Source organism: Gemmatimonadota bacterium, assembly GCA_022560615.1.
Taxonomy (GTDB): Bacteria; Gemmatimonadota; Gemmatimonadetes; order Longimicrobiales; family Gaopeijiaceae; genus UBA1138.
This window is the reverse complement of record JADFSR010000004.1, coordinates 167,767-187,977: the sequence shown is the minus strand read 5'-3', so window position 1 is coordinate 187,977 and position 20,211 is coordinate 167,767. Positions and strand designations below refer to the sequence as shown.

Sequence of the window (20,211 nt, the reverse complement as noted above, 5' to 3'; positions counted from 1 at the left end):
ACTCAGAGTACGTACGGGCACTACCGCGGAGACCAGGCCGCCGACAACGCGATCAGGCGTATCTATGCCGGGCGGGAGCGGCTCCGCGCGATCTAGCGACTCCCGAAGCGGCACCACAAGTGGCACCGGTGGCCCTAAGAGCCCCGGAACGCAAGGGGTGGCTCACTTGCTGATGCAGTGCGCTTCGTCGACCGCGAGCAGCCGCACGTCGCATTCGGCCACGAGGCGGCGAAAAGGAGTGAGGCCAATGCGCTCCGGCGCCACGAAGAGCACGTCGAGGGAACCCGTTCGTGCCGCCTCCATGATCGTCCTACGCTCCCCGGCCTTCTGCGCCGAGCCCAGGAAGGCGGCTCGAAGCCCTGCCTCGCGCGCACGGCGGACCTGGTCTTCCATGAGGGAAACGAGCGGCGTGATCACCAGCGTGAGGCCACCGAGCGCGAGCGCGGGAATCTGATAGCAGACGCTCTTGCCTCCCCCGGTCGGCAGGATGCCCAGGGCATCGCGGCCCGCGAGAACCGCGCGCACGAGCTCCTCCTGTCCCGGACGGAAAGCGGGATAACCGAAGTGCTTCTGAAGCAGCGCGAGGGGGTCGGCAGACATCCCCCACGCTCACGGACCGCATGAGTCTACGGCATGGGGGAACGGGCCCGGTAGTCGAGCGGCGGGTCGCGGTCACCGATGAGCGGGTCGTAGCGGAAGTCCGCTCCGCGGCTCTTCTCGAACTCCGCTCGGATCGTCGCGACACGGGCGGGATCGCTGAACAGGTCCACAGCCGTGAGCGCGAGGGTCTTCGCCGCGACCATCATGCCTTTCACGCCGATCGTGGTGCCGCCAGCCGCGATCGCCTGCCAGGAGTGTGCAGCCGTGCCGGGAATCCAGGTGGCCGCGGACAGCGTGCCGGCTGGCACCTTCCAGCTCACGTCACCGGCGTCGGACGAGGCGTACGTCATGCGGTGCTCGAAGGGTTGGATAGTCGCCGCCGACGCGACGCTCGGGTTCGGCGGAAGCGTCCCCTTGAGCGCCTCGGCAAACGCCAGCTCCTGATCGTCGTAGAACACGCCACCCACCGACGTGAGGTTTTCGTACACGACCTCCTGGAGAGCGACGATGGGCAAGCGCGAGTACGCGCGCCCTATGACCTCGTATTCGACGGAGGTCCCAGTGCCCTCGGCCGCTCCTGCGGACGCGGCGACGACTCGCTCGAAGATCGAGCGCACGACCTCGGGATCGGGGTGCCGGACGTAATAGTAGACCTCGGAGAAATCGGGAACGACGTTCGGTGCCGCGCCGCCGTACGTGATCACGTAGTGAAGGCGTGTCTCCTGCGGCACGTGCTCGCGCATGAGGTTGACCATGAAGTTCATGGCCTCCACGCCGTCCAGTGCCGAACGCCCCTGCTCGGGCGCGCTCGCGGCGTGAGCCGAGACGCCGCTGAAGCGGAATTTGGCAGACTTCACCGCCAGGTTCGATCCGGGGCTCGCGCTGCTCACCCCGGACGCGTGCCAGGCGAGAACCACGTCCACGTCGTCGAAGAGGCCCCCGCGCACCATGTAGACCTTGGCCGAACCGCCTTCCTCGGCGGGGGTGCCGTACAGCCTGATCGTGCCCGGACTCCCGGTTCGCTTCAGCCATTCCGCCGCGCCGATGGCGGCGGCGCTCGAGGCTGTGCCGTAGAGGTGATGCCCGCAGGCATGGCCCGCGATCTTGCCTTCGATCGGCTGACGGTAGGGCACCGCGGCCTGGTTGATCCCCGGAAGTGCGTCGAACTCCCCGAGCACGCCGATCACGGGCGACCCGCTCCCGTACGTGGCCACGAACGCAGTCGGTATCCCCGCGACGCCCCACTCGACCGTGAAGCCGTGGGCCTCGAGCTCGCCGGCGAGCAGCGCGGAGCTCTCCTCCTCGAGGTACCCGACCTCCGCGAGATCCCAGATCCGCATCGCGATGTCGGTGAGGCGTTCTTCACGCGCATCGAGGAAGGAGGCGACCTCGGATTTGCTCATCTGCGCGGCCGACGGCACGGCCACGGTCAACGCCAGCAAAGGCAGCACATGCATCAAGGCTCTCTTCGGCATGATCGGCTCCACGCTACGGGAATGCGATTTTCGATATAAGACGACACTTGGTAACTCGGCCGGGGCAGACAACGTTTGCAACGTCCGCTCACCGTCGGAGGTCCCATGCGTCGCGCAATTTGGCTCTTGATCGCCTGTTCACTCGCCTCGGACGTTAAGGCCCAGACGGCAGAAGAGATACTCGACCGCATGGCCGAGTCGTACACTGAACAGATCTCCGGAATCGACGATTACACGGTTAGGGGCAAGAATTTCACTTCGTATCACAAGAAGTACCTCGGGACGAACGGGTACCCGATTTTCCGATCCAAGACGGAAGACACGTTCTCAGGCATGACCGTCGGCACCATGACGACTCGCTTCGGGGCGGACAACATGCTCGAGCTTCGCGCGCATGTCCGGAGTAGCGGAGTATGCGGGTCGCGCTGACGTCGCAGGAATCGATGCCCACGTTCTGAGATTGACCGATTTCAGCGCAATGGATCCGCTGGGGTCGACAGATCAACAGCCACCGGACAGCGTTCTCTTTTTTGTGGATCCGGACCCATGGCTGCTCGTGCGCATAAGCATTCACGGATCCCTGCCTACGCAAGGGCAGGATGGGAACGTCACCCCAACGATCGACTTCGAGGACTTCCGGGATGTCGAGGGGATGATGGTGCCGTTTCTCACGCGCATCACCATGGTCGGCGTCCAGGTCGACGTATCGCAGCAACAGCTGGAGGATGCTCAGCAGTCGCTCGCGCAGCTCGAACAACGGCTGCAGAGCCTGCCGGCAGCCCAGCGAGAGATGATGATGGATCGTTTGCGTCCACAATTAGAGCGGATGCAGCAGATCGTGGATAGCGGCACCCTCGAGACGGTCTTCGAGGTCGAATCAGTCGAAGTGAACACCGGTCTGCCGGATTCGATGTTCAACTGATTCGGAGGACCTCTACCGGACGTAGAACTTACACCCACGCGCACGACCGCAAGAATCGGTCTGTGGTCCGACGCGACGGACTCATCGATCACACGGTGTTCTATGACCTCGAAGCTGCTCGCCGGCCGAACCATGATGAAATCGATTTCACGATCCGGTGCGTCGGACGGATACGTGTTCACGTCCGCGCTCTTCTCGAGGATGCGCCAGTCCCGCTGCAGCCGATCGAGCACGGGCCCATCGCGACGTCCGTTGAAGTCGCCCGCCAGAACGACCGGGTGATCCGCCGCGGCGAAGAAGCTCGCAATCGAGCCCGCCTGCGCGAGACGCTCTTCGGCAGACCCGGCCAGGTGCACAGAGATCACGGAGATCGTGTGAGGCCCTAGCTCGATCTCAACCTCGTGCACGGCCAGCGCGCTTCCTGAAGCCGGCGGAATACGGTGCGTGCGGACCGCGTGAACAGGCGATCGTGTGAGAATCGCGTTTCCGTACTCACCGCCTTGATACGACCGGTGGGCACCGTGAAAGCCCCGATAGCCGAGAAGCTCGGCCAGCACCGCCGTCTGATCGACTCTGCCGGTTCGCTCCGTCCGGTTGTCGACTTCCTGTAGCGTGATCACGTCGGCGTCGAGCGCGCGAAGCACGTCGGCGATCCGCGCCAAGTCGACTTCGCCGTCCATGCCGCGGCCGTGCCTGATGTTGTAGGCCGCAATCCGGAGCGTGGACTGGGCCAGACCGGGCTCGGGCATGCCGAGGAGGAGAGTGAGCGTGGCCGCGATGAAAAAAAGGCGGGGAATGCGCGGCACTCAGCTATCCAGGTCGCGCTCTGCGTCGGTCGGTCCTGGTGCTTCGGCGTCTTCAGAGTCCGTTCCAGACTGGAAGCGCAGGAGTGCGCCGGCTACCAAAACCACGAGCGCCGCACCTGTCAGCCACCGCTCCTCGAAATAGATACCGGCCAACGCCATGACGGCACCCACCGTGAACACACCCACCTTCCACTCGAGCATGTGACCGGGTTTGGGCGACCGGTCGAGGAAGAGCGACACGCCGACCTCAGTCGACCGATTTCTCGAGGAAGCGTCTGACGCCCTCACGGCACTCCTCGGACATGCGCGCTTCCGCATTGACTTCGGCACCGCGGCGGACGCCCGACTCGAAGTCCAGATCGTCGAGCTCGTAGAGAAGCTTCTTGGTGAGGATGACCGCCGCGCGCGGCTTCTTGCCGAACACCTGCAGGTACTGCTTCGCGTTCTCCGCGTAGGTAAACGCCGGGAAGATCCGCGTCACGAGTCCGAGATCTCTGGCCTCTTCCGCGGAGATGCGGTCGCCTTTGACGACGAGCTCGAAGGCCTGCGACTGCGACACCTTCCGCCGCAAAATCGCCATCACCATCGCCGGCACGAAGCCGAGGTGGATCTCGGGGTAGCCAAACTCGGAGTCGTCGCGCGCGAGCACGATGTCGCACGCGGTTGCCAACCCGCACCCGCCCGCGAGCGCGCGCCCCTTCACGAGTGCGATCACCGGCAACGGGTGTCGCCGAATCTGGATGAAGAGCTCACCCAACGAGAGCGCGTCCTCGAGGTTTTCTTCCTGGCTCAACGTCACGATCTGCTCGAGCTCCTCGAGGTCGGCCCCGGCACAAAAGTCTTTTCCGCGTCCGGTGATGACCACCACCCTCGCGGCCGGATCTTCCGCCGCGCGCTCGAGGAAGGCCTTGAGGGACGTGACCATGGCCTGGTTGATCGCGTTGCGCTTCTCTGGGCGGTTGAGCGTGAGCGTCACGATGCCGTTGTCGACCGTGTAGGGGAGGACCGGCAATTCGTTCATGGCGTACCCTCGGATCTTCCTGGCACGCGGTCGACCGGCACGCGGCCCCGTCCCTTTACGGCGTCTGCGACTTCGTCCGGCACTTCGATTTCCATTCTCAGCAGCGCGGTACTGAACACCTTTCCCTGAGCATCGTTCATGAGCGACATCGTCCCGCCACCTCCCAGCGCACCGTGCAACAGGAAATTGAGCGCGCCCAGGTTCGGAAGTTCGAACCGTTCGACGTCACCGCGTACCATCGATCCGAAGTGGGCCTTCACCCGGTCCGTCGTGAGCTGACTGCGAAGCAGTTCGTAGTGCTCGGGGTCATAGGCGATGACCCCCACATTGGCGGTGTCGCCCTTGTCGCCGGAGCGAGTGTGCGCGACGTCCACCAGCTGAACTCGAGCCATCCGCTTCACACCTCCTTCACGTCGACGGCCAAGTGGGGTTCAACCGCCGCACGCTCAATGAGCGCCGGCCAATACGCCATGATCTCTTGAACCCGAGGGCGTCCACCTGCGAAGCCGGTCACCGACGGCGGTCCGGTCAACACGAGCGGCGCGATTTCGCGCGTGAATCGTTCGACGGAAGCCCTCTCCTCAGCTCGCACGCCAATGCGAAGTTGGACCTCGGGTAGGTCGGCCGGCGGCTCGCCGGCGAGCGTTCCGTGCGTCGAGTCCCACCCGACCAACTCCGTGCGGATTTCGTCGAAGTGCAGACCGAGCCGGTCCAGACGCTGCCGCAGAATACGATCGGCTGCCCTCGCCTTGGCCGCCGCATCCGGCCATGCATAGGTGAGCGTTCCGGTGGCCTTCCAACCCGATGAATAGGCGATCGAGACCTTCAAGAAATCCGTCCGGGCGCGACCTGTGATCCCGTGCACACAAACGCGGTCGTCACCCCGGTCGTCCAACTGAATGCTCGTGAAGTCGGCGACCACGTCGGGCGTAATATACGTCGATGGATCGCCCATTTCGTAGACGATCTGTTCCGTCACTGACGCACGCGTGACCCAGCCGCCACTCCCCTCGTGCTTGGTCACCACGAAGGTGCCGTCCGCCTTGACCTCAACGATGGGGAAGCCGACCTCCGCGAGGTTCGGGATCTGCCACCAGTCGATCATGCAGTTCCCACCTGTGGACTGGGCCCCGCACTCGTTGATGTGGCCGGCGACCACGCCCGCGGCGATGCGGTCGAAGTCGTCCGCGGCCCAACCGAACTCGTACATCAGCGGACCGTACGTAAGTGCCGTATCGGTGCTGCGGCCGGTCACGATCACGTCCGCGCCGAGCTCGAGGGCACGCACGATCGGAGCCGCGCCGATATACGCATTCGCGCTCTGAACTCGGTCGCGTACCTCACGGAGCGGAGCGCCGGTCTCCATGTGGGTCAGCTCGTGACCCTCCCGGAGAAGTGCGTCGAGTCGATCCATCAGGTCGTCGCCGGTCACGAGCCCGACCTTGGCGCGCCCCGTCACACCCGCCCTGCGTCCCGCTTCCGCAACTGCCTCGGCGCAGCCCAGAGGGTTCACACCCCCGGCGTTCGTGACGACGCGCACGCCGCGCTCCACGCACGCCGGGAATATGCGCTCCATCAGCGGCACGAAGTCCCGTGCGTAACCCGCCTCCGGATCCCGCGCCCGCTGCTTCTGCATGATGGACATCGTTACCTCGGCGAGGTAGTCCAACATGAGATAGTCGATAGGCCCGCCCTCGACTTGGCGCACAGGCGCCTCGAGATCGTCGCCCCAGAAGCCTTGTCCGCTCGCGACGCGGACGACGCGGCCGTCGTCGCTCATTCGGCTGCGCCCGAGATCTGGAACGGTCCGAGGTGTGGCCCGGGGTTGTGGAGCGCCGTGCGAATCAGCAGTCCCAACGCCGGGCGTAGCTCCTCGGGCAACACGATCTCGTCGACGAAGCCCCGCGCCCCCGCGAAGCGGGCGTCGAGCTGACGTTCGTATTCGGCTCGGACCTCGTCCATCTTCGTGGTCAGATCCTCGTCAGGGATATGGCCCGCCTCTTTGAGGCGCTCGATCTGAGCACTGAAGAGCGCCATCACAGCGCTCTCACCCTCCATCACCCCCATGCGCCCCGTCGGGAGGGAGAGAATGAAGTCCGGATCGAAGCCCTGCCCCGCCATAGCGTAGTATCCCGCCCCTGACGCGTGGTTGAGGGTCAGCACGATCTTCGGCACCGTCGCGGTGGCCATCGCTTCCACGAACTCCGCGCCGGCCCTGATGATTCCGGAGTGCTCGGCGTCCATCCCGACCATGAAGCCCGAGACGTCCTGAACGAACAAGATCGGTTTCCCGTGGCGGTTCATGGTCTCGATGAAGTACGCCACCTTTCGCGCGCTCTCGGTATACACGATGCCTCCGAGTCGCGGGGGGCCGTCGGTGTTCTTGAACATGCCACGAGCGTTGGCAATGACCCCGACGGCGTGGCCCTCGATGAAGGCCGTGCCGCAGATCATCTCCGGCGCATGGCCGGGCTGGAACTCGTCGAGCTCCTCGCCGTCCAAGATGCACTCGAGCACGGCGCGGGTGTCGTACGGTTGGCGGTGATCGTCCGGCATGATGTCGTAGAGCTCGTACGCCAACCGCTTGGGCGGCGTGGCGGTGCGCGCTCCGGCCAGGTCGTTGCGCGGAAGCTCGGCGACGAGCCGTCGGAGGCGAGCGATACACGCCTCGTCGCTCTCGACCATGTAGTGCGCTACGGCGCTGACCTCCGTGTGCACGCGGGCGCCGCCGAGCTCTTCCGAGCCCACGATCTGGCCCGTCGCTCCTTTCACGAGGTTCGGCCCCCCGAGCCCCATGAACGACGTGCCCTCAACCATGAGGATCACGTCGGACAGCGCCGGCAGGTACGCCCCACCGGCAATGCACGGCCCCATGACCGCCGCGAGCTGGGGGACGCGCAGATAGCGGCGCATTACCGCGTTGTAGTAGAAGATACGAGCGGCGCCGTACTGACCGGGAAAGACCCCACTCTGATACGGCAGATTCACACCTGCCGAGTCCACCAGATACAGAATCGGGACGCGGCACCGCATCGCGATCTCCTGGGCCCGTAGGATCTTCTTGATCGTTTCGGGCCACCACGACCCGGCCTTGACCGTGGCGTCGTTCGCGACGATGACGACCTCGCGTCCGGAGACCCGTCCGACGCCGGTGACCACGCCGGCACTGGGGGCCTGCCCGTCGTAGAGGTCGTACGCGACGAGGAGCCCGATCTCGACCCACGCTCCTCCTTCGTCGAGCAAGAGGTCGACCCGCTCACGCGCGGTCAGCTTCCCTTGCGCATGCTGGCGCTCGATGCGCTCGGAGCCACCGCCGTCGTACAGCCGATCGCGGAGTTCTCGAAGCTCGACCGAGAGTTCGGCCATCCGGCCTCTGGGTCGGCGAGCCTCGTCGGCCGTCACTGGGACGGGCGTCCCTCGGTCACACCGTCCTCCCGGGCTGAGAACCATTCGCGGATGTAGTCGATCGCAGTGGTCGTGGGCGTGCCGGGGCCGAAGAGCTTCCCGATGCCCTGCCCGTCCAGCGCGGCCATGTCGTCCTCCGGGATGATGCCACCACCGGTCAGGAGGACGTTGTCGGCTCCCGCCTCGTCGAGCAGTGCCTTTACGCGCGGGAAGAGCGTGAGGTGTGCGCCTGACAGCACGGACATCGCCACGACATCCACGTCCTCCTGAACGGCGGCACTCACGATCATCTCAGGCGTCTGGTGCAGACCTGTGTAGATGACCTCGAAGCCGGCATCACGGAACGCGCTCGCGATGACTTTCGCGCCGCGGTCGTGACCGTCCAAGCCAGGCTTGGCAACGAGTACTCGAATCTTGCGATGGCTATCGGACATGGGCCTCCCGGCTCAGAAGAAGACAGGCTCCTTGTACGAGCCGAAGACCTCTTCCATGGCGTGTCGGATCTCGTACAGCGTGCAGGACGCGCGGGCACAGTCCAGGATCACCGGTACCAGGTTTTCCCCACCCGAGCTCGCCTGGCGCAAGGCAGCCAGAGTTTGATCGACTTGCCCCGCGTCCCGACTGGAACGCAACTCCGCCATGCGGGCGATCTGAAGCCGCTCCACCGACTCATCGATCTTCAGCCGATCGATCTCGATCTTGTCGGAGCCTTCCGTGAAGTGATTCACGCCCACGACGACGCGTTGCCCCGACTCGATTTCACGCTGCTGACGCATGGCAGAGGCGGCGATCTGCCCCTGAAACCACCCCTGTTCGATGCCGGCCACGACACCGCCCAACGCGTCGATCTCGTCGAAAATGCCCAGCGCCTCGCGCTCGAGCTCGTCGGTGAGCCACTCCACGAAATACGATCCGGCGAGGGGGTCGATCGTGTTCGTGACACCGGACTCGAACGCCAGGACCTGCTGCGTCCGCAGTGCGATGCGCACCGCCTTCTCCGTGGGAAGAGCGAGCGTCTCATCCATCGAGTTGGTGTGCAGCGACTGTGCGCCGCCCAGAGCGGCCGCCATCGCCTGGTAGGCGACCCGCACGATGTTGTTCTCGGCCTGCTGTGCGGTGAGGCTCACACCCGCGGTCTGGGCGTGGGTGCGCAGCCGCCACGACTCCGGACTCTTCGCTCCGTACACGTCGCGCATGCGCCTTGCCCAGATCCGACGGGCCGCGCGCAACTTGGCGATCTCTTCGAAGAAGTCGTTGTGAACGTCGAAGAAGAAGGACAGGCGGGGCGCGAAGCTGTCCACGTCGAGACCTCGTGCGATGCCACGCTCGACGTACTCGAAGCCGTTGCGCAGCGTGAACGCAAGCTCTTGCCCCGCGGTCGACCCAGCCTCGCGAATGTGGTAGCCCGAGATCGAGATCGGGTTGTAGTGCGGCGCGTTCTCGCTGCACCACTCGAACATGTCGATGATGCATCGCAGAGCCGGCTCTGGGGGGAAGACCCAGGCGTGCTGGGCCTGGTACTCCTTGAGGATGTCGTTCTGGACCGTGCCACGCAGAACCGCGGAGGAGATGCCCTGTCTCTCGGCCGCGGCGACATAGAAGCAGAAGAGGATGATGGCCGGACCATTGATGGTCATCGAGACCGAGACCTGGTCCAGCGGAATGCCCTCGAAAAGACGTTCCATGTCGTCGAGCGACGAAATCGCGACTCCGCAGACCCCCACTTCTCCCAGCGAGCGCGTGTGGTCGGAGTCGTACCCCATGAGTGTCGGGAAGTCGAACGCGACCGACAGGCCGGTCTGGCCGTGATCCAGCAGATACTTGTAGCGCTCGTTGGTTTCCTCCGCCGTGGCGAAGCCCGCGAACTGGCGCATCGTCCAAAGACGGGTCCGGTACATCGTGGCGTACGGACCCCGCGTGAACGGAAAGTCACCGGGAAAGCCGAGATCGCTCTCCGGATCGCTGCCTTCACGATCGAGCTCGGTATACAGAGGCCTCACCTCAGTGCCCGAAGTCGTCGAGAAGAGCACGTCCCTCTCCGGCGTCGCGTCGTAGGTCCGCTCCCACTCCGCCAGCCGGGCTCTCAGGCGCGCGAGCTCCTCTTCCTTCTCGCGCACGAGATCCGCGAGCTCAGGCGCGCTCAGGACATTCTTCTCGATCGTCGACATGCGTACTCCTCGACAACGCTCTCACGCAGGTGCTTCAGCACCTACCCCTCAAGGGGAAAGATGACCCTAGCCGCGAGAACGGGTCAACGCAGAAGGCCGTCCAGGATTCGGCGTGCGACGGAATACGGCGTCTCCACTCGGGCCCCGATGCCGTCGAGCGCCGACTCGAGCACTTCGTTGGCGAGTTCCGAGTGCTGAGCCACCCGCCGCAACTCCCGCTCCACGACGTCCTGAACCCGCGTCCTAGCTCGAGCGCGACGGCGGGCCTCGAGTTGACCACTGGCCTCCAGCCAATCCCGGTGGGCTTCTACCGCCTCGAGCAACTTGGGCACGCCCTCGCCGCTCTGGGCAACCGTTGAGAGCACGGGAATCGACCACTCCCCTTGCTCCGGCGCCTCCGCGTCCGTGGTACGCTCGTCCCGCAGGACGCGTGAGAGATCCACGCCATGGTGCGCCGGTATGTCCTTGAGGGCATTCCCTGCCTTCAGGTGCAGAGCCTGTCGCAGGTCGTTCACGAGCCGGTCCGCACCTGGGCGGTCCGCCTTGTTCACGACGAAGATGTCGGCGATCTCCATCAAGCCGGCCTTCATCGCCTGGATCGCGTCTCCCGACTCGGGGACGAGAACGACGATGACCGTGTCCGCCGCGGCCGTGATCTCGAGCGCGGTCTGGCCGACCCCGACGGTCTCGACGAGGACGCGATCGAAGCCGAACGCGTCCATGAGATCGAGCACCTCCTTGGTGGTCGTCGCCAGACCGCCTAGAGAGCCCCGCGTCGCCATCGAGCGGATGAAGATCCCGGGATCGGTCGTCAGGTCGTTCATCCGGATCCGATCCCCCAGCAGCGCGCCTCCCGAGTACGGAGAGGTAGGATCGACCGCGATCACGCCGATGTGCTCGTCGTCCGCCCGGTACGATGCAGCCGCGCCCGCGAGCAAAGTCGACTTGCCGGCACCGGGCGGACCTGTGAATCCCACTCGACACGCGCTCGGCCCTACCGCCAAGACGCTGTGAAGGAGGTCTTCGAAGCCGTCTCGCTCGTCCTCCACGATCGAGATCGCGCGAGCCAGTGCCGGCACCTCCCCGTCGCGGAAGCGCTCGAGCACCGAGCTCAACGCTGGCGACAAGCTCTCGGCTTCGAGGCTCATCTCATCTCCAATCATCGGGACGCACTCCGCGCGCGTGTCTCAGGGGGTTCTCGAGCAGGTGTATCGGGATGAACAAGACCACGACGAACATGGTCAAGGCAATGAGCAGGCCGGCGCCCAGCAGCCACCAGTTCCGCAACGCGATGAACAGGATCGACGTGATGACCGCCGTCGCGGTCGCGAAGATGCTGAGCAGAAGCCGGCGCGCCTGCAGGTGCAGGAATCGCTCCTGGGACTGCATGTCCCGAGGATGCACTCGCACCCGAAGTTCCTCGCGCTCAGCCCGGGTGACCAGATCGCGCACGGACCGAATAGCGCTCTGCGCCTCGTCCACGAAGCTCTTGGCCATCTGAGTCGGCTGCCGGCCGATCGACTCGAGCAGTTCCGACCGGTGCTCGCGCACCACTCCCTGGATGAAGGCGAGCCCGTCGAAGTTGGAGTCGTAGCGGAACGCGAGCCCCTCGATGAGGGCACCGGTCCGGAGGAAGTACACGAGCTCCTGCGGCAGCACGAGGGGCCAGGTATAGAAGGTGTCGAGAAGCTCGGCGACGATCTCCTGAACGATGCGCTGCCGGTTCGTGGTCTGCGCGCGCTTCACGATGCGCAGGATCTCGGCTGCCGCCTCCCGGATGTCCCCGCGCGGCACTTCGGGACTGATCATTCCGAGGCGATACATCTCGTTGATGACGCCTTCGATGTCTTCCCGCCCAAGAGCGAGCGCGGCGCTGAGGATCGACTCTCGGGTCCAGCGTGGCACGTCGAGGACCGCGCCCCAGTCGAGCACGATCAGGGTGCCGTCGTCCTGCACGAGCAGGTTGCCGGGATGTGGGTCGGCGTGCATGAATCCGTCTACCAGCATCATGCGCAGGTAGACGCCGGTCAGCGATTCCATGATGCGCTTGAAGGACAACCTGCCGGACGAAAAGAGATCGTGGAGTTGATCGATCTTTGTGCCGTGACAGTGCTCCATCACCAGCACGCGCCGACGCGTGAACTCCTCCAACACCGCAGGCGCACGCACCTTGCTATCCCCCGAAAACACCCTTTGGAAGCGCGCGATGTTCTGCGCCTCGATGCGGAAATCCATCTCCGCGCGGACGCGTACCGAGAACTCACGGATCACGTTGGTGAGTCCTCGCACGTGATGGTTCGGGAAGAGAATGTTCAGCCAGAACATCAGCCGGAACGAGATGTCGAGGTCCAGCGCGATGGCCGCCTCGACGCCCGGACGCAAGACCTTCACCACGACGTCCTGATCGTTCACGCGGGCGCGGTAGACCTGACCCAGGCTCGCGGTCGCGATCGGCTCTTCGCGGAATTCCTGGAAGAGCTCGGCCACCGGGGCCCCCAGCTCCGCCTCGATCACCGCCTTGACCTCGGACAGCGGGTCTGGCGGAACTTGATCCTGAAGGCGGCTGATCTCCGACAGGTAGGGCTCGGGGAGGATGTCCGCCCTGGCCGAGAGCAGCTGCGCCAGCTTCACGAACGTCGGGCCGAGAGCCGCGAGGCGGGCCGTCAGGCGCTTCGCCCTGGCGAGGTGGTGCTCCGGACTCCGCACCGTGGGTCGCCCGAAGAGGATCCACGAACGACGATCTCGCAGGAAGGCGAGCAAGATCGGGCTCAAGCCGACGAACACCGAGACGGCGCGACTCAGGCGTCTCACCGCAGCATATGAGCCCAGAAGGCTCGAGTCGGTGCACTCACAGCAGGAGCCTCGATGCCAGACCCAGAAGCAGGAAGAAACCACACAAGTCGGTCAGGGTGTGCACGAAGACCGACGACGCGACAGAAGGATCTACCCCCATGCGGTCGAGAGAGGTCGGGATGAACGCGCCGGCGAAGCCGGCTACCACCTGATTCCCCCACATCGCTAGGAAGACGACCAGACCCAGCATCGGGTCGCTGTCTCGCATGAGGGCGATGAGTGCGATCCCTCCTCCTAGGACAGCGCCGTTGACGAGACCGATCAGGATCTCCTTGGCCACGAAGCCTTTCGCAGAGCCTGATCCCTGGGTCGTGATCCGGCGAATGGTGACCGCGAGCGACTGCGTCCCCGAACTCCCTCCCATCGCCGCAATGATCGGCGCGAGGAATACGAGCGTGATCACCGCATCGATCGTCTCTTCGAACAAGAGGATCACCGATGCGGCCAACGAGGCCGTGACCAGATTGAGTAACAGCCACGGCAAGCGAGTCCGGACCGACTCGGTCCACGTGTGTTTGAGCTCATCTTCGTCCGTGACCCCGGCGAGACGAAAAATGTCCTCGGTCTGCTCGGCCTCGATGACGTCGATTACGTCGTCGAAGGTGATGCGACCGAGCAGCTCGCCGTCCTCCGTGACGACCGCGATCGAGGCCAGGTTGTACCTTGCGATGAGCCGCCCCACTTGCTCCTGATCGACCTCGGGCAGCACAGTCGCTACGGGCTCCCTGACGAGTGCCTCGATGCTCTCGCCAGGGTTCGCGATGATGAGATCGTCGAGTCGGAGCGTTCCCAGGAGCGTGCGATCCCCATCGACGACGAAGACCGTGTAGAAGTCTTCAACCTCCTGTCCCTGGGCGCGGACCTGCTCGATCGCTTGTCCCGCGGTGAGCCTCGCTTCTACTTCGACCAACTCGGTCGTCATGAGCCCACCGGCGGTCTCGTCGTCGTACTGGAGAAGCCCCTTGAGCTCGCCCGCCTCGTCCACGGGCAGCGCTGCGAGGATCTTGCTCTGCTCCTCGGGTGAGAGCTCGCCGATGAGGTCGACCGCGTCGTCGTCGGGCAGTTCATGGAGCAGCTCCGCACCCTTCTCGGGGGTGAGCGCGGCCAATAGGTCTCCCCGCTCCTCACCCTCCTCCATCTCGGCAAGCGTGTCGGAGGCGAGTTCGGTCGGGAGCGCTGAGAGCAGCTCGATTTGCTGGGCCTCGTCGAGCGATTCGACCAGATCCGCCAGATCGGACGGATGAAGCTCCGCCGCGTGCTCGCGCACACCCGCGAGGTCGCCCTGAGCCGCGAGGGCCTCCAGGCGCTTCTGGCGCTGCTCGATGTCGTGCTCGGACGTGCCCATTGAAGAAGATCCCCGAGGCGTGTGGCCCCCGCAAGGTAGTCGGGGCCGCAGGCTAGGCCTTGCCTAGCACCTCGCCGAGTAGCTGCTCCTGAAGCACGTACATCGGGCTGGCGAAGCGATCGTCACCGTCGGGGTGATCGTGTCCCAGCACGTGCAGGGTGCCGTGGATCGCGAGACGGACCAACTCCTCGCTCAGGGGCACTCCGAGCGCCTCGGCCTGCCGCCGGGCCTGATCCGCCCCAACGTAGACGTCTCCGAGCGGCTCCTCTGGGCTGCCGAGCGAAAACGCGATGACGTCGGTGGGTCGATCCCTGCCGCGGTATTCGCGATTGAGGCGCTTGATCTCCGCGTCGTCGACCAGCGTGACCGAGAGCTCCGCCTCCCGTCCGTCCGCGTCGAGGGCCTTCCTCACCGCAGCCTCCAAGAGCGCCTCTTCAACAGCGTCGAAGCCGCCTAGGTTGACCTGAACTTCCATCCCGCTCGGGCTATGCCGGCGCGCCGGAGTCGGCCGCCTGTGACTCGATGTCGGCGACCTGCGAAGCGTCCGGCTCAGCGCCGTCACCGTTTCCTTCCTCGCTGTCCGTCAGGTGCCTCGTGGACGGGTACTCGATGCGGCGGTGAAGGACCCCGGAGAGGATGTTGACGAACTGCTCCTTCACCTGCTCGATTTCTCGGAGCGTGATCGGAGCGTCGTCGAGCTGCCGGTCACTGATCTTTCCGTCGACGACATTGTGGATCAGATCGCGCACGCGGTCGCGGGTCGGATCCTGCATGGCGCGCGTCGCGGACTCACAGGAGTCAGCGAGCATCGCGATCGCTGTCTCCCTCGATTGGGGTTTCGGACCGGGGTATGAGAATCGCTCCTCGTCAATGTCACCGTCCGCTTCCTCTCCGGCCTTCTCGTAGAAGAACCCGATCCTCTGTGTGCCATGGTGCTCCAGGATGAACTGGATCACCAAGTCGGGCACTTTCGCGTCCTTGGCGAGCCGGACACCCTCGGTGACGTGCTCCCGCACGATGCTCGCCGAAGTCTCCGGCTTGAGTTTGTCGTGCGGATTCCGCCCCTCCTGCTGGTTCTCCACGAAGTAGTGCGGTTTGAGGATCTTCCCTACGTCGTGGTAGTAGACCCCGACCCGGGTCAAGAGGCCGTTCGCGCCGATCTTGGTGGCCGCGGTTTCGGCGAGATTCGCGACGCTGATCGTGTGCGCGTAGGTACCGGGCGCCTCGAGCGACAGACGACGCAGTAGCGGTCGAGTGGGATCGACCCATTCGAGCAGCGTCTGGTCGGTCGTGATCCCCGTGAAGAGCTCGAACACGAAGAGGAATCCCGTCGCGAGCAGCGCCGAGACTGTGGCGTTCCCAGCGACGATGGCAGTGCCCTGGGCGATGTCTATCATGTCCCGAGACGTCATCAGTCCATAGGCCAGCAGCATCAAGCCACCGGCTGCGGCAATGATCGCGATCGCGACCCACGTCTCCGAACGCCGCCGCACCGCCCGTACGCTCATCGCGGCGGCGGCACCCGCAGCGATGATCAGGAGCACGGTTCCGTACGAGGCGAAGGGAGACAGAGTCCCCGTAATCGCTGCAAGCACCAATACCAGGAAGAGCGCCATGCGCGAGTCCCACAACACCGCGACTGGCAGCGCCACGAACGCGATGGGAAGCCACTCTGCCGCGATACCGCTCCGGTCAATCGCCACCGCCGCCGCGAAGTACGTCGAGACCAGCAGCGCGATGAAGAGTAGCCAGCGGAAGTTGGCGTACACCTCGGGGCGATTGAAGAACAGCAGCAGGCCGAACAGAGAGAAGAGCATCACGTTGAGCAAGCCTGCACCGATCACGGCGGCGGCAGACAATTGGGCCGTTTCACCACCGCCACGAGCCCGCTGCTCCACGGCGTATGCTTGCAGGCGCTCCAACGTCTCCGGCCCGATGGGATCCGCTTGGCGCACGATCGCCTGGCCCTCGAGCACGCGTTGCTTCACCGGGGGAACGGCCCGTGCGAGCGCATCCCGACGCGTCTCCGTCGCGAGCACATTGAGGACGTAGGTCGGCTGCATATGCCCGATCAGGATCATGCGGAAGAGGTCAGACTCGTCGGGCGTAGTGAGAGGCGGGAGAGCCAAAGCCGCCTGGTCATAAAAGTCTCGCGAGGTGGGGATGTCTTCGGACAACCTCGAGACCTCCCGGGTATCGCCTTCGCGGACATAGATCGTGCTCGTGGTGACTTCACCCATCACGGTGACATCGACGACGCCGTCCGCAAGAATCTCGCGGGTCGCCGCTACCGCGGAGGCACGGAACGCCTCACGCGACGCGCTGTCCTCGATGAAGTCGACTTGAGACGCGGTGGCAGTAATCCGACTTCCCTGTAGGATCGTTTGTACCCGCGTGCGGTCGTCGACCATGACGGCTGAGTCGAGCTGATCGAAGAAGCGTTCGAGCTTGGCCCTCATCGTGTCGGCAAATTCCGGGACGAAATTGAATGTCGGGGGCTCTCCCTCGCGCACCGAGTTTTGCTCCGCCTCGAGCTCGGCAAGGGTCTTCAGGACATCGAATGGGAACTCGGCGATGACGTCCTCGGGGGCAACGCTCCAGGCCTCGTAGGGCCGGACGTCCGGCCCTTGGGCCGGTGGGAAGGAGGAGGTGACGAGGCCGGCAAGTACAACGACCAGGAGGATACGCGCGCCGTGGTGGGGAATGCGCTCTCTCCACGAAGCACCGGGTTCTCCCGACAGCCTACGCAGCACGGAGTCGCCCCCGTTACGGTCGTTCTGGCGACTCACGACGGTTCGTCCTCCGCCTCCGACGCCCGCGCGTAGGCGTTGATGATGTCCTTCACGAGCCGGTGCCGGATGACGTCCTTGACGTCGAGGTACACGATCGAGATCCCGTCGATGTCCGACAGAATGCGCTCGACCTCCAAGAGACCGGAGTCGGTCGCGCGGGGAAGATCGATCTGCGTCTTGTCCCCGGTGATCACGACCTGGGAATTCAGCCCAAGGCGGGTCAAGAACATCATCATTTGCGCCGTCGTGGCGTTCTGAGCCTCGTCGAGAATGACGAAAGCGTCCGACAGCGTGCGGCCGCGCATATATGCCAGCGGAACGATCTCGATCGTCGACTCCTCCAGCGCCCGCCGCATCCGGTCGGGCGGCATCATGTCCTCGAGCGCGTCGTAGAGCGGACGAAGATACGGGTCGACCTTTTCCTGAAGGTCCCCGGGAAGAAAGCCCAGATTCTCCCCGGCTTCGACCGCCGGACGTACCAGGATGATCCGGCGCACACGCTTCTTGTAGAGCGCGTCGAGGCCGCACGCCACAGCGAGGTATGTCTTTCCGGTCCCGGCGGGACCGATACCGATGACGATGTCGTTGTTGGTGATCCTCTGCACGTACCGCCGCTGACCATCGGACTTCGGCACGATGACCCGCCGCGAGCCGGGGATCGCGATGCGTATTTCGTCTTCGGGGTGGACGATCCCTTCAGGGCCGAGCGCGTCGACGCCATCCGCGAAGCGGCCGATGTCCGGCACGTCGAACGGCGCGCGCAAGCGAGAAAGCTCGATCATGTGCTGCACGACCGGGGCCGCCCTCTCGACTGAAGCGAGGCTACCCGAGAGGATGAGATGATCGCCGCGCATCACGACCCGGATGCCAAAGAGCCGCGTGACTTCCTGCAGGTTGCGATCGATGACCCCGGTCAGCATGAGGGGGTCGGCCCCCTCCGCGTCGAGTCGATGCTCTACGATCGTATCGCCGTTGGGCAAATTCTCTCCTGGAAAGCCTCAGCCTTCTACTTCTTCTTCGTGATCGTGAGACCGAGCTCTTCTAGCTGCTCGTCACCGAGTGCCGTGGGCGCGCCCTCGAAGAGAGCTCGCGCCGCAGTGGTCTTCGGGAACGCGATCACGTCCCTGAGACTACGTGATCCAGTGAAGCGCTGCACGATTCGGTCGATTCCCAACGCGATGCCCCCGTGTGGCGGCGCACCCGCGGCCAACGCATTGAGCAGGAACCCGAACTTCTCATCGATCTCCTCGTCGCCGAGCCCCAGTGCCCGCAATATGCGCCGCTGGAGCTCCGGCTGGTGGATCCGGATGCTGCCGGACCCGAGCTCGGTTCCATTGTACACCAAATCATAAGCCGTTCCCCGCACCGCTGCCGGGTCCGTCTCGAGCAAGTCCAGGTCGTCGACGTGGGGCATCACGAACGGGTGGTGGCTCGCCGTCAACACCCCGTCCTCTTGATCGAAGACCGGGAAGTCGGTGACCCAAAGCCACGCGTGCTCTCTCTCGGGCTCGAGTTCGAGGACCGTGATGGCCGCCACGCGCGCCGCTGCCAACGCCGGCGATGTGATGTCATCGAAGCCCGCGGCGAGCAAAGCGAGGTCGCCGGCCTCCAAGCCCATAGCGACCGCGTGCTCCGGCCGCAAGAACTTCCCGAGCGGCCCCGAGGTACCCTCCTCGGTGCATTTTGCCCAAAGAAGACCGGGAGCTCCGGTCGCCTTCGCCTCGGCTTCGATCACCTCGATCTGCCTCCTGGACAGGCGAGCCCCACCCCTCAAGCAGATACCACGCACCCGGCCTCCGGCTGCGACCGCCGACCGGATGATGCCGAAGTCCAGAGAGGCCGTCGCCTCCGTCCAATCCACGATCTCGAGGCCGAAGCGCAGGTCGGGGCGGTCCGATCCGAACCGGTCCATCGCGTCCGCCCAAGTGAGGCGGGAGAACGGCAGCGACGCGTCGAGCCCGGCCACGTCCGAGAGGCGAGCCATGAGCCCCTCCATCAACACGAAAATGTCCTCCGGCTGCACGAAGGACGCCTCCACGTCGATCTGGGTAAACTCGGGCTGACGGTCCGCACGCAGATCCTCGTCGCGGAAGCACCGCGCGATTTGGAAGTACCGGTCAAAGCCTGCGATCATCAGAATTTGCTTGTAGATTTGCGGGCTCTGAGGAAGCGCGTAGAACTCGCCCTTGTGAACACGGCTCGGCACCAGGTAGTCGCGCGCGCCCTCCGGCGTCGCCTTGGTCAGGATGGGCGTCTCGATTTCGAGGAAGCCATGCCGGTCCATGTAGTTACGCGTCGCGAGGATGAGCTCGTGTCGGAGAATCAACACCTCCTGAAGCTCCCGACGCCGAAGGTCGAGAACGCGGTGCTGCAGGCGGAGTTCCTCGGCGGGCAGCTCGTCTTCCGGCGCTCGGTACACGGGGATGGCGGGTGTCTCGGCGTCCGAGAGGATCTCCAGGGTCACCGCCTTGATCTCGATCTCTCCCGTCTCGATGTCCTTGTTGCGGGCCCCCTCCGGCCGAAGCTCGACCGTCCCGACGACTCGAATCACGTCCTCGTGCCCGATGTCGCCTGCGATCTCCATGCTCGCTGCGTCAGTCCAGTCAGGACCGAAGGAGAGCTGCAGCAAGCCGCTGCGGTCGCGAAGGTCCACGAAGACCAGGCCACCAAGGTTTCGGCGGCGGTGGACCCAGCCCGCCAACTCCATCCGCTCCCCCGCATGCTCGGCCCGCAGACCGCCCACCATGCGCGAGCGCATCTGTGTTCGTTCGTTCTCTATGTCGGTCATCTCAGAATCGGTCTTCGGGTTCGACGGGGGGCAGGG

Annotated in this window: 18 protein-coding genes; 1 reads left to right on the top strand and 17 read right to left on the bottom strand. The window is 64.9% G+C overall.

All coding sequences use genetic code 11. The annotated features are described in order from the left end of the window. Positions 1-162: 162 nt before the first annotated feature. Positions 163-600, bottom strand: coding sequence for a DEAD/DEAH box helicase (locus IIB36_04500; GenBank protein MCH7531009.1), 438 nt, complete (start codon positions 598-600; stop codon positions 163-165). Positions 601-626: 26 nt separating this feature from the next. Then, entirely contained in the window at positions 627-2,075 is a 1,449-nt protein-coding gene (locus tag IIB36_04495; GenBank protein MCH7531008.1) for an amidohydrolase, read from the bottom strand. A gap of 105 nt (positions 2,076-2,180) precedes the next feature. On the opposite strand from IIB36_04495, the gene IIB36_04490 reads away from it, so the two are divergent. Next, positions 2,181-2,504: a hypothetical protein gene (locus tag IIB36_04490; protein MCH7531007.1), complete on the top strand. Its 324-nt coding sequence runs from the start codon at positions 2,181-2,183 to the stop codon at positions 2,502-2,504. 300 nt (positions 2,505-2,804) lie between these two features. On the opposite strand, the gene IIB36_04485 is transcribed toward IIB36_04490, so the two are convergent. The 15 genes from IIB36_04485 to aspS form a co-directional block, all read right to left on the bottom strand. Further along, complete coding sequence (locus IIB36_04485) at positions 2,805-3,803, bottom strand: endonuclease/exonuclease/phosphatase family protein (GenBank protein ID MCH7531006.1); 999 nt, start codon at positions 3,801-3,803, stop codon at positions 2,805-2,807. Beyond that, positions 3,804-4,043, bottom strand: a complete 240-nt coding sequence (locus IIB36_04480) for a hypothetical protein (protein MCH7531005.1) — start codon at positions 4,041-4,043, stop codon at positions 3,804-3,806. A 7-nt stretch (positions 4,044-4,050) separates the two neighbouring features. Continuing rightward, entirely contained in the window at positions 4,051-4,824 is a 774-nt protein-coding gene (locus IIB36_04475) for an enoyl-CoA hydratase/isomerase family protein (GenBank protein ID MCH7531004.1), read from the bottom strand. Next, positions 4,821-5,216: a hypothetical protein gene (locus IIB36_04470; GenBank protein MCH7531003.1), complete on the bottom strand. Its 396-nt coding sequence runs from the start codon at positions 5,214-5,216 to the stop codon at positions 4,821-4,823. The genes IIB36_04475 and IIB36_04470 overlap by 4 nt, the downstream gene beginning before the upstream one ends. A 5-nt stretch (positions 5,217-5,221) precedes the next feature. Further along, positions 5,222-6,604, bottom strand: a complete 1,383-nt coding sequence (locus IIB36_04465) for a DUF1446 domain-containing protein (protein ID MCH7531002.1) — start codon at positions 6,602-6,604, stop codon at positions 5,222-5,224. Further along, positions 6,601-8,190: an acyl-CoA carboxylase subunit beta gene (locus IIB36_04460; GenBank protein ID MCH7531001.1), complete on the bottom strand. Its 1,590-nt coding sequence runs from the start codon at positions 8,188-8,190 to the stop codon at positions 6,601-6,603. The genes IIB36_04465 and IIB36_04460 overlap by 4 nt, the downstream gene beginning before the upstream one ends. A 32-nt stretch (positions 8,191-8,222) precedes the next feature. Next, positions 8,223-8,663 carry a cobalamin B12-binding domain-containing protein gene (locus IIB36_04455; GenBank protein MCH7531000.1) on the bottom strand — a complete coding sequence of 147 codons (441 nt, stop codon included), beginning with the start codon at positions 8,661-8,663 and terminating at the stop codon, positions 8,223-8,225. 12 nt (positions 8,664-8,675) lie between these two features. Further along, on the bottom strand, positions 8,676-10,397 hold the full coding sequence (locus IIB36_04450; protein ID MCH7530999.1) for a methylmalonyl-CoA mutase: 1,722 nt from the start codon (positions 10,395-10,397) through the stop codon (positions 8,676-8,678). Positions 10,398-10,480: 83 nt separating this feature from the next. Next, positions 10,481-11,545, bottom strand: a complete 1,065-nt coding sequence (meaB, locus tag IIB36_04445; GenBank protein MCH7530998.1) for a methylmalonyl Co-A mutase-associated GTPase MeaB — start codon at positions 11,543-11,545, stop codon at positions 10,481-10,483. A gap of 1 nt (position 11,546) precedes the next feature. Beyond that, a complete protein-coding gene (locus tag IIB36_04440; GenBank protein ID MCH7530997.1) occupies positions 11,547-13,208 on the bottom strand; it encodes an AarF/ABC1/UbiB kinase family protein in 1,662 nt (553 codons plus the stop codon). Positions 13,209-13,245: 37 nt separating this feature from the next. After that, on the bottom strand, positions 13,246-14,595 hold the full coding sequence (gene mgtE / locus IIB36_04435; GenBank protein ID MCH7530996.1) for a magnesium transporter: 1,350 nt from the start codon (positions 14,593-14,595) through the stop codon (positions 13,246-13,248). 52 nt (positions 14,596-14,647) lie between these two features. Further along, positions 14,648-15,070 (bottom strand): rRNA maturation RNase YbeY, encoded by a 423-nt coding sequence (gene ybeY, locus IIB36_04430; protein ID MCH7530995.1) that lies wholly within the window; start codon positions 15,068-15,070, stop codon positions 14,648-14,650. 10 nt (positions 15,071-15,080) lie between these two features. Then, positions 15,081-17,384, bottom strand: coding sequence for an HDIG domain-containing protein (locus tag IIB36_04425; GenBank protein MCH7530994.1), 2,304 nt, complete (start codon positions 17,382-17,384; stop codon positions 15,081-15,083). Continuing rightward, positions 17,381-18,307, bottom strand: a complete 927-nt coding sequence (locus IIB36_04420) for a PhoH family protein (GenBank protein MCH7530993.1) — start codon at positions 18,305-18,307, stop codon at positions 17,381-17,383. Before IIB36_04420 ends, IIB36_04425 begins: the two co-directional genes overlap by 4 nt. 86 nt (positions 18,308-18,393) lie before the next feature. Then, entirely contained in the window at positions 18,394-20,145 is a 1,752-nt protein-coding gene (aspS, locus tag IIB36_04415) for an aspartate--tRNA ligase (GenBank protein ID MCH7530992.1), read from the bottom strand. Positions 20,146-20,211 lie beyond the last annotated feature (66 nt).

What these genes read in the sequence shown, in the direction of transcription:
- IIB36_04500 (MCH7531009.1), bottom strand. Translation starts at nt 600, where the DNA reads ATGTCTGCCGACCCCCTCGCGCTGCTTCAGAAGCACTTCGGTTATCCC.
- IIB36_04495 (MCH7531008.1), bottom strand. Translation starts at nt 2,075, where the DNA reads ATGCCGAAGAGAGCCTTGATGCATGTGCTGCCTTTGCTGGCGTTGACC.
- IIB36_04490 (MCH7531007.1), top strand. Translation starts at nt 2,181, where the DNA reads ATGCGTCGCGCAATTTGGCTCTTGATCGCCTGTTCACTCGCCTCGGAC.
- IIB36_04475 (MCH7531004.1), bottom strand. Translation starts at nt 4,824, where the DNA reads ATGAACGAATTGCCGGTCCTCCCCTACACGGTCGACAACGGCATCGTG.
- IIB36_04470 (MCH7531003.1), bottom strand. Translation starts at nt 5,216, where the DNA reads ATGGCTCGAGTTCAGCTGGTGGACGTCGCGCACACTCGCTCCGGCGAC.
- IIB36_04465 (MCH7531002.1), bottom strand. Translation starts at nt 6,604, where the DNA reads ATGAGCGACGACGGCCGCGTCGTCCGCGTCGCGAGCGGACAAGGCTTC.
- IIB36_04460 (MCH7531001.1), bottom strand. Translation starts at nt 8,190, where the DNA reads ATGGCCGAACTCTCGGTCGAGCTTCGAGAACTCCGCGATCGGCTGTAC.
- IIB36_04455 (MCH7531000.1), bottom strand. Translation starts at nt 8,663, where the DNA reads ATGTCCGATAGCCATCGCAAGATTCGAGTACTCGTTGCCAAGCCTGGC.
- IIB36_04450 (MCH7530999.1), bottom strand. Translation starts at nt 10,397, where the DNA reads ATGTCGACGATCGAGAAGAATGTCCTGAGCGCGCCTGAGCTCGCGGAT.
- meaB (MCH7530998.1), bottom strand. Translation starts at nt 11,545, where the DNA reads ATGAGCCTCGAAGCCGAGAGCTTGTCGCCAGCGTTGAGCTCGGTGCTC.
- mgtE (MCH7530996.1), bottom strand. Translation starts at nt 14,595, where the DNA reads ATGGGCACGTCCGAGCACGACATCGAGCAGCGCCAGAAGCGCCTGGAG.
- ybeY (MCH7530995.1), bottom strand. Translation starts at nt 15,070, where the DNA reads ATGGAAGTTCAGGTCAACCTAGGCGGCTTCGACGCTGTTGAAGAGGCG.
- IIB36_04420 (MCH7530993.1), bottom strand. Translation starts at nt 18,307, where the DNA reads ATGCTGACCGGGGTCATCGATCGCAACCTGCAGGAAGTCACGCGGCTC.
- aspS (MCH7530992.1), bottom strand. Translation starts at nt 20,145, where the DNA reads ATGCGCTCGCGCATGGTGGGCGGTCTGCGGGCCGAGCATGCGGGGGAG.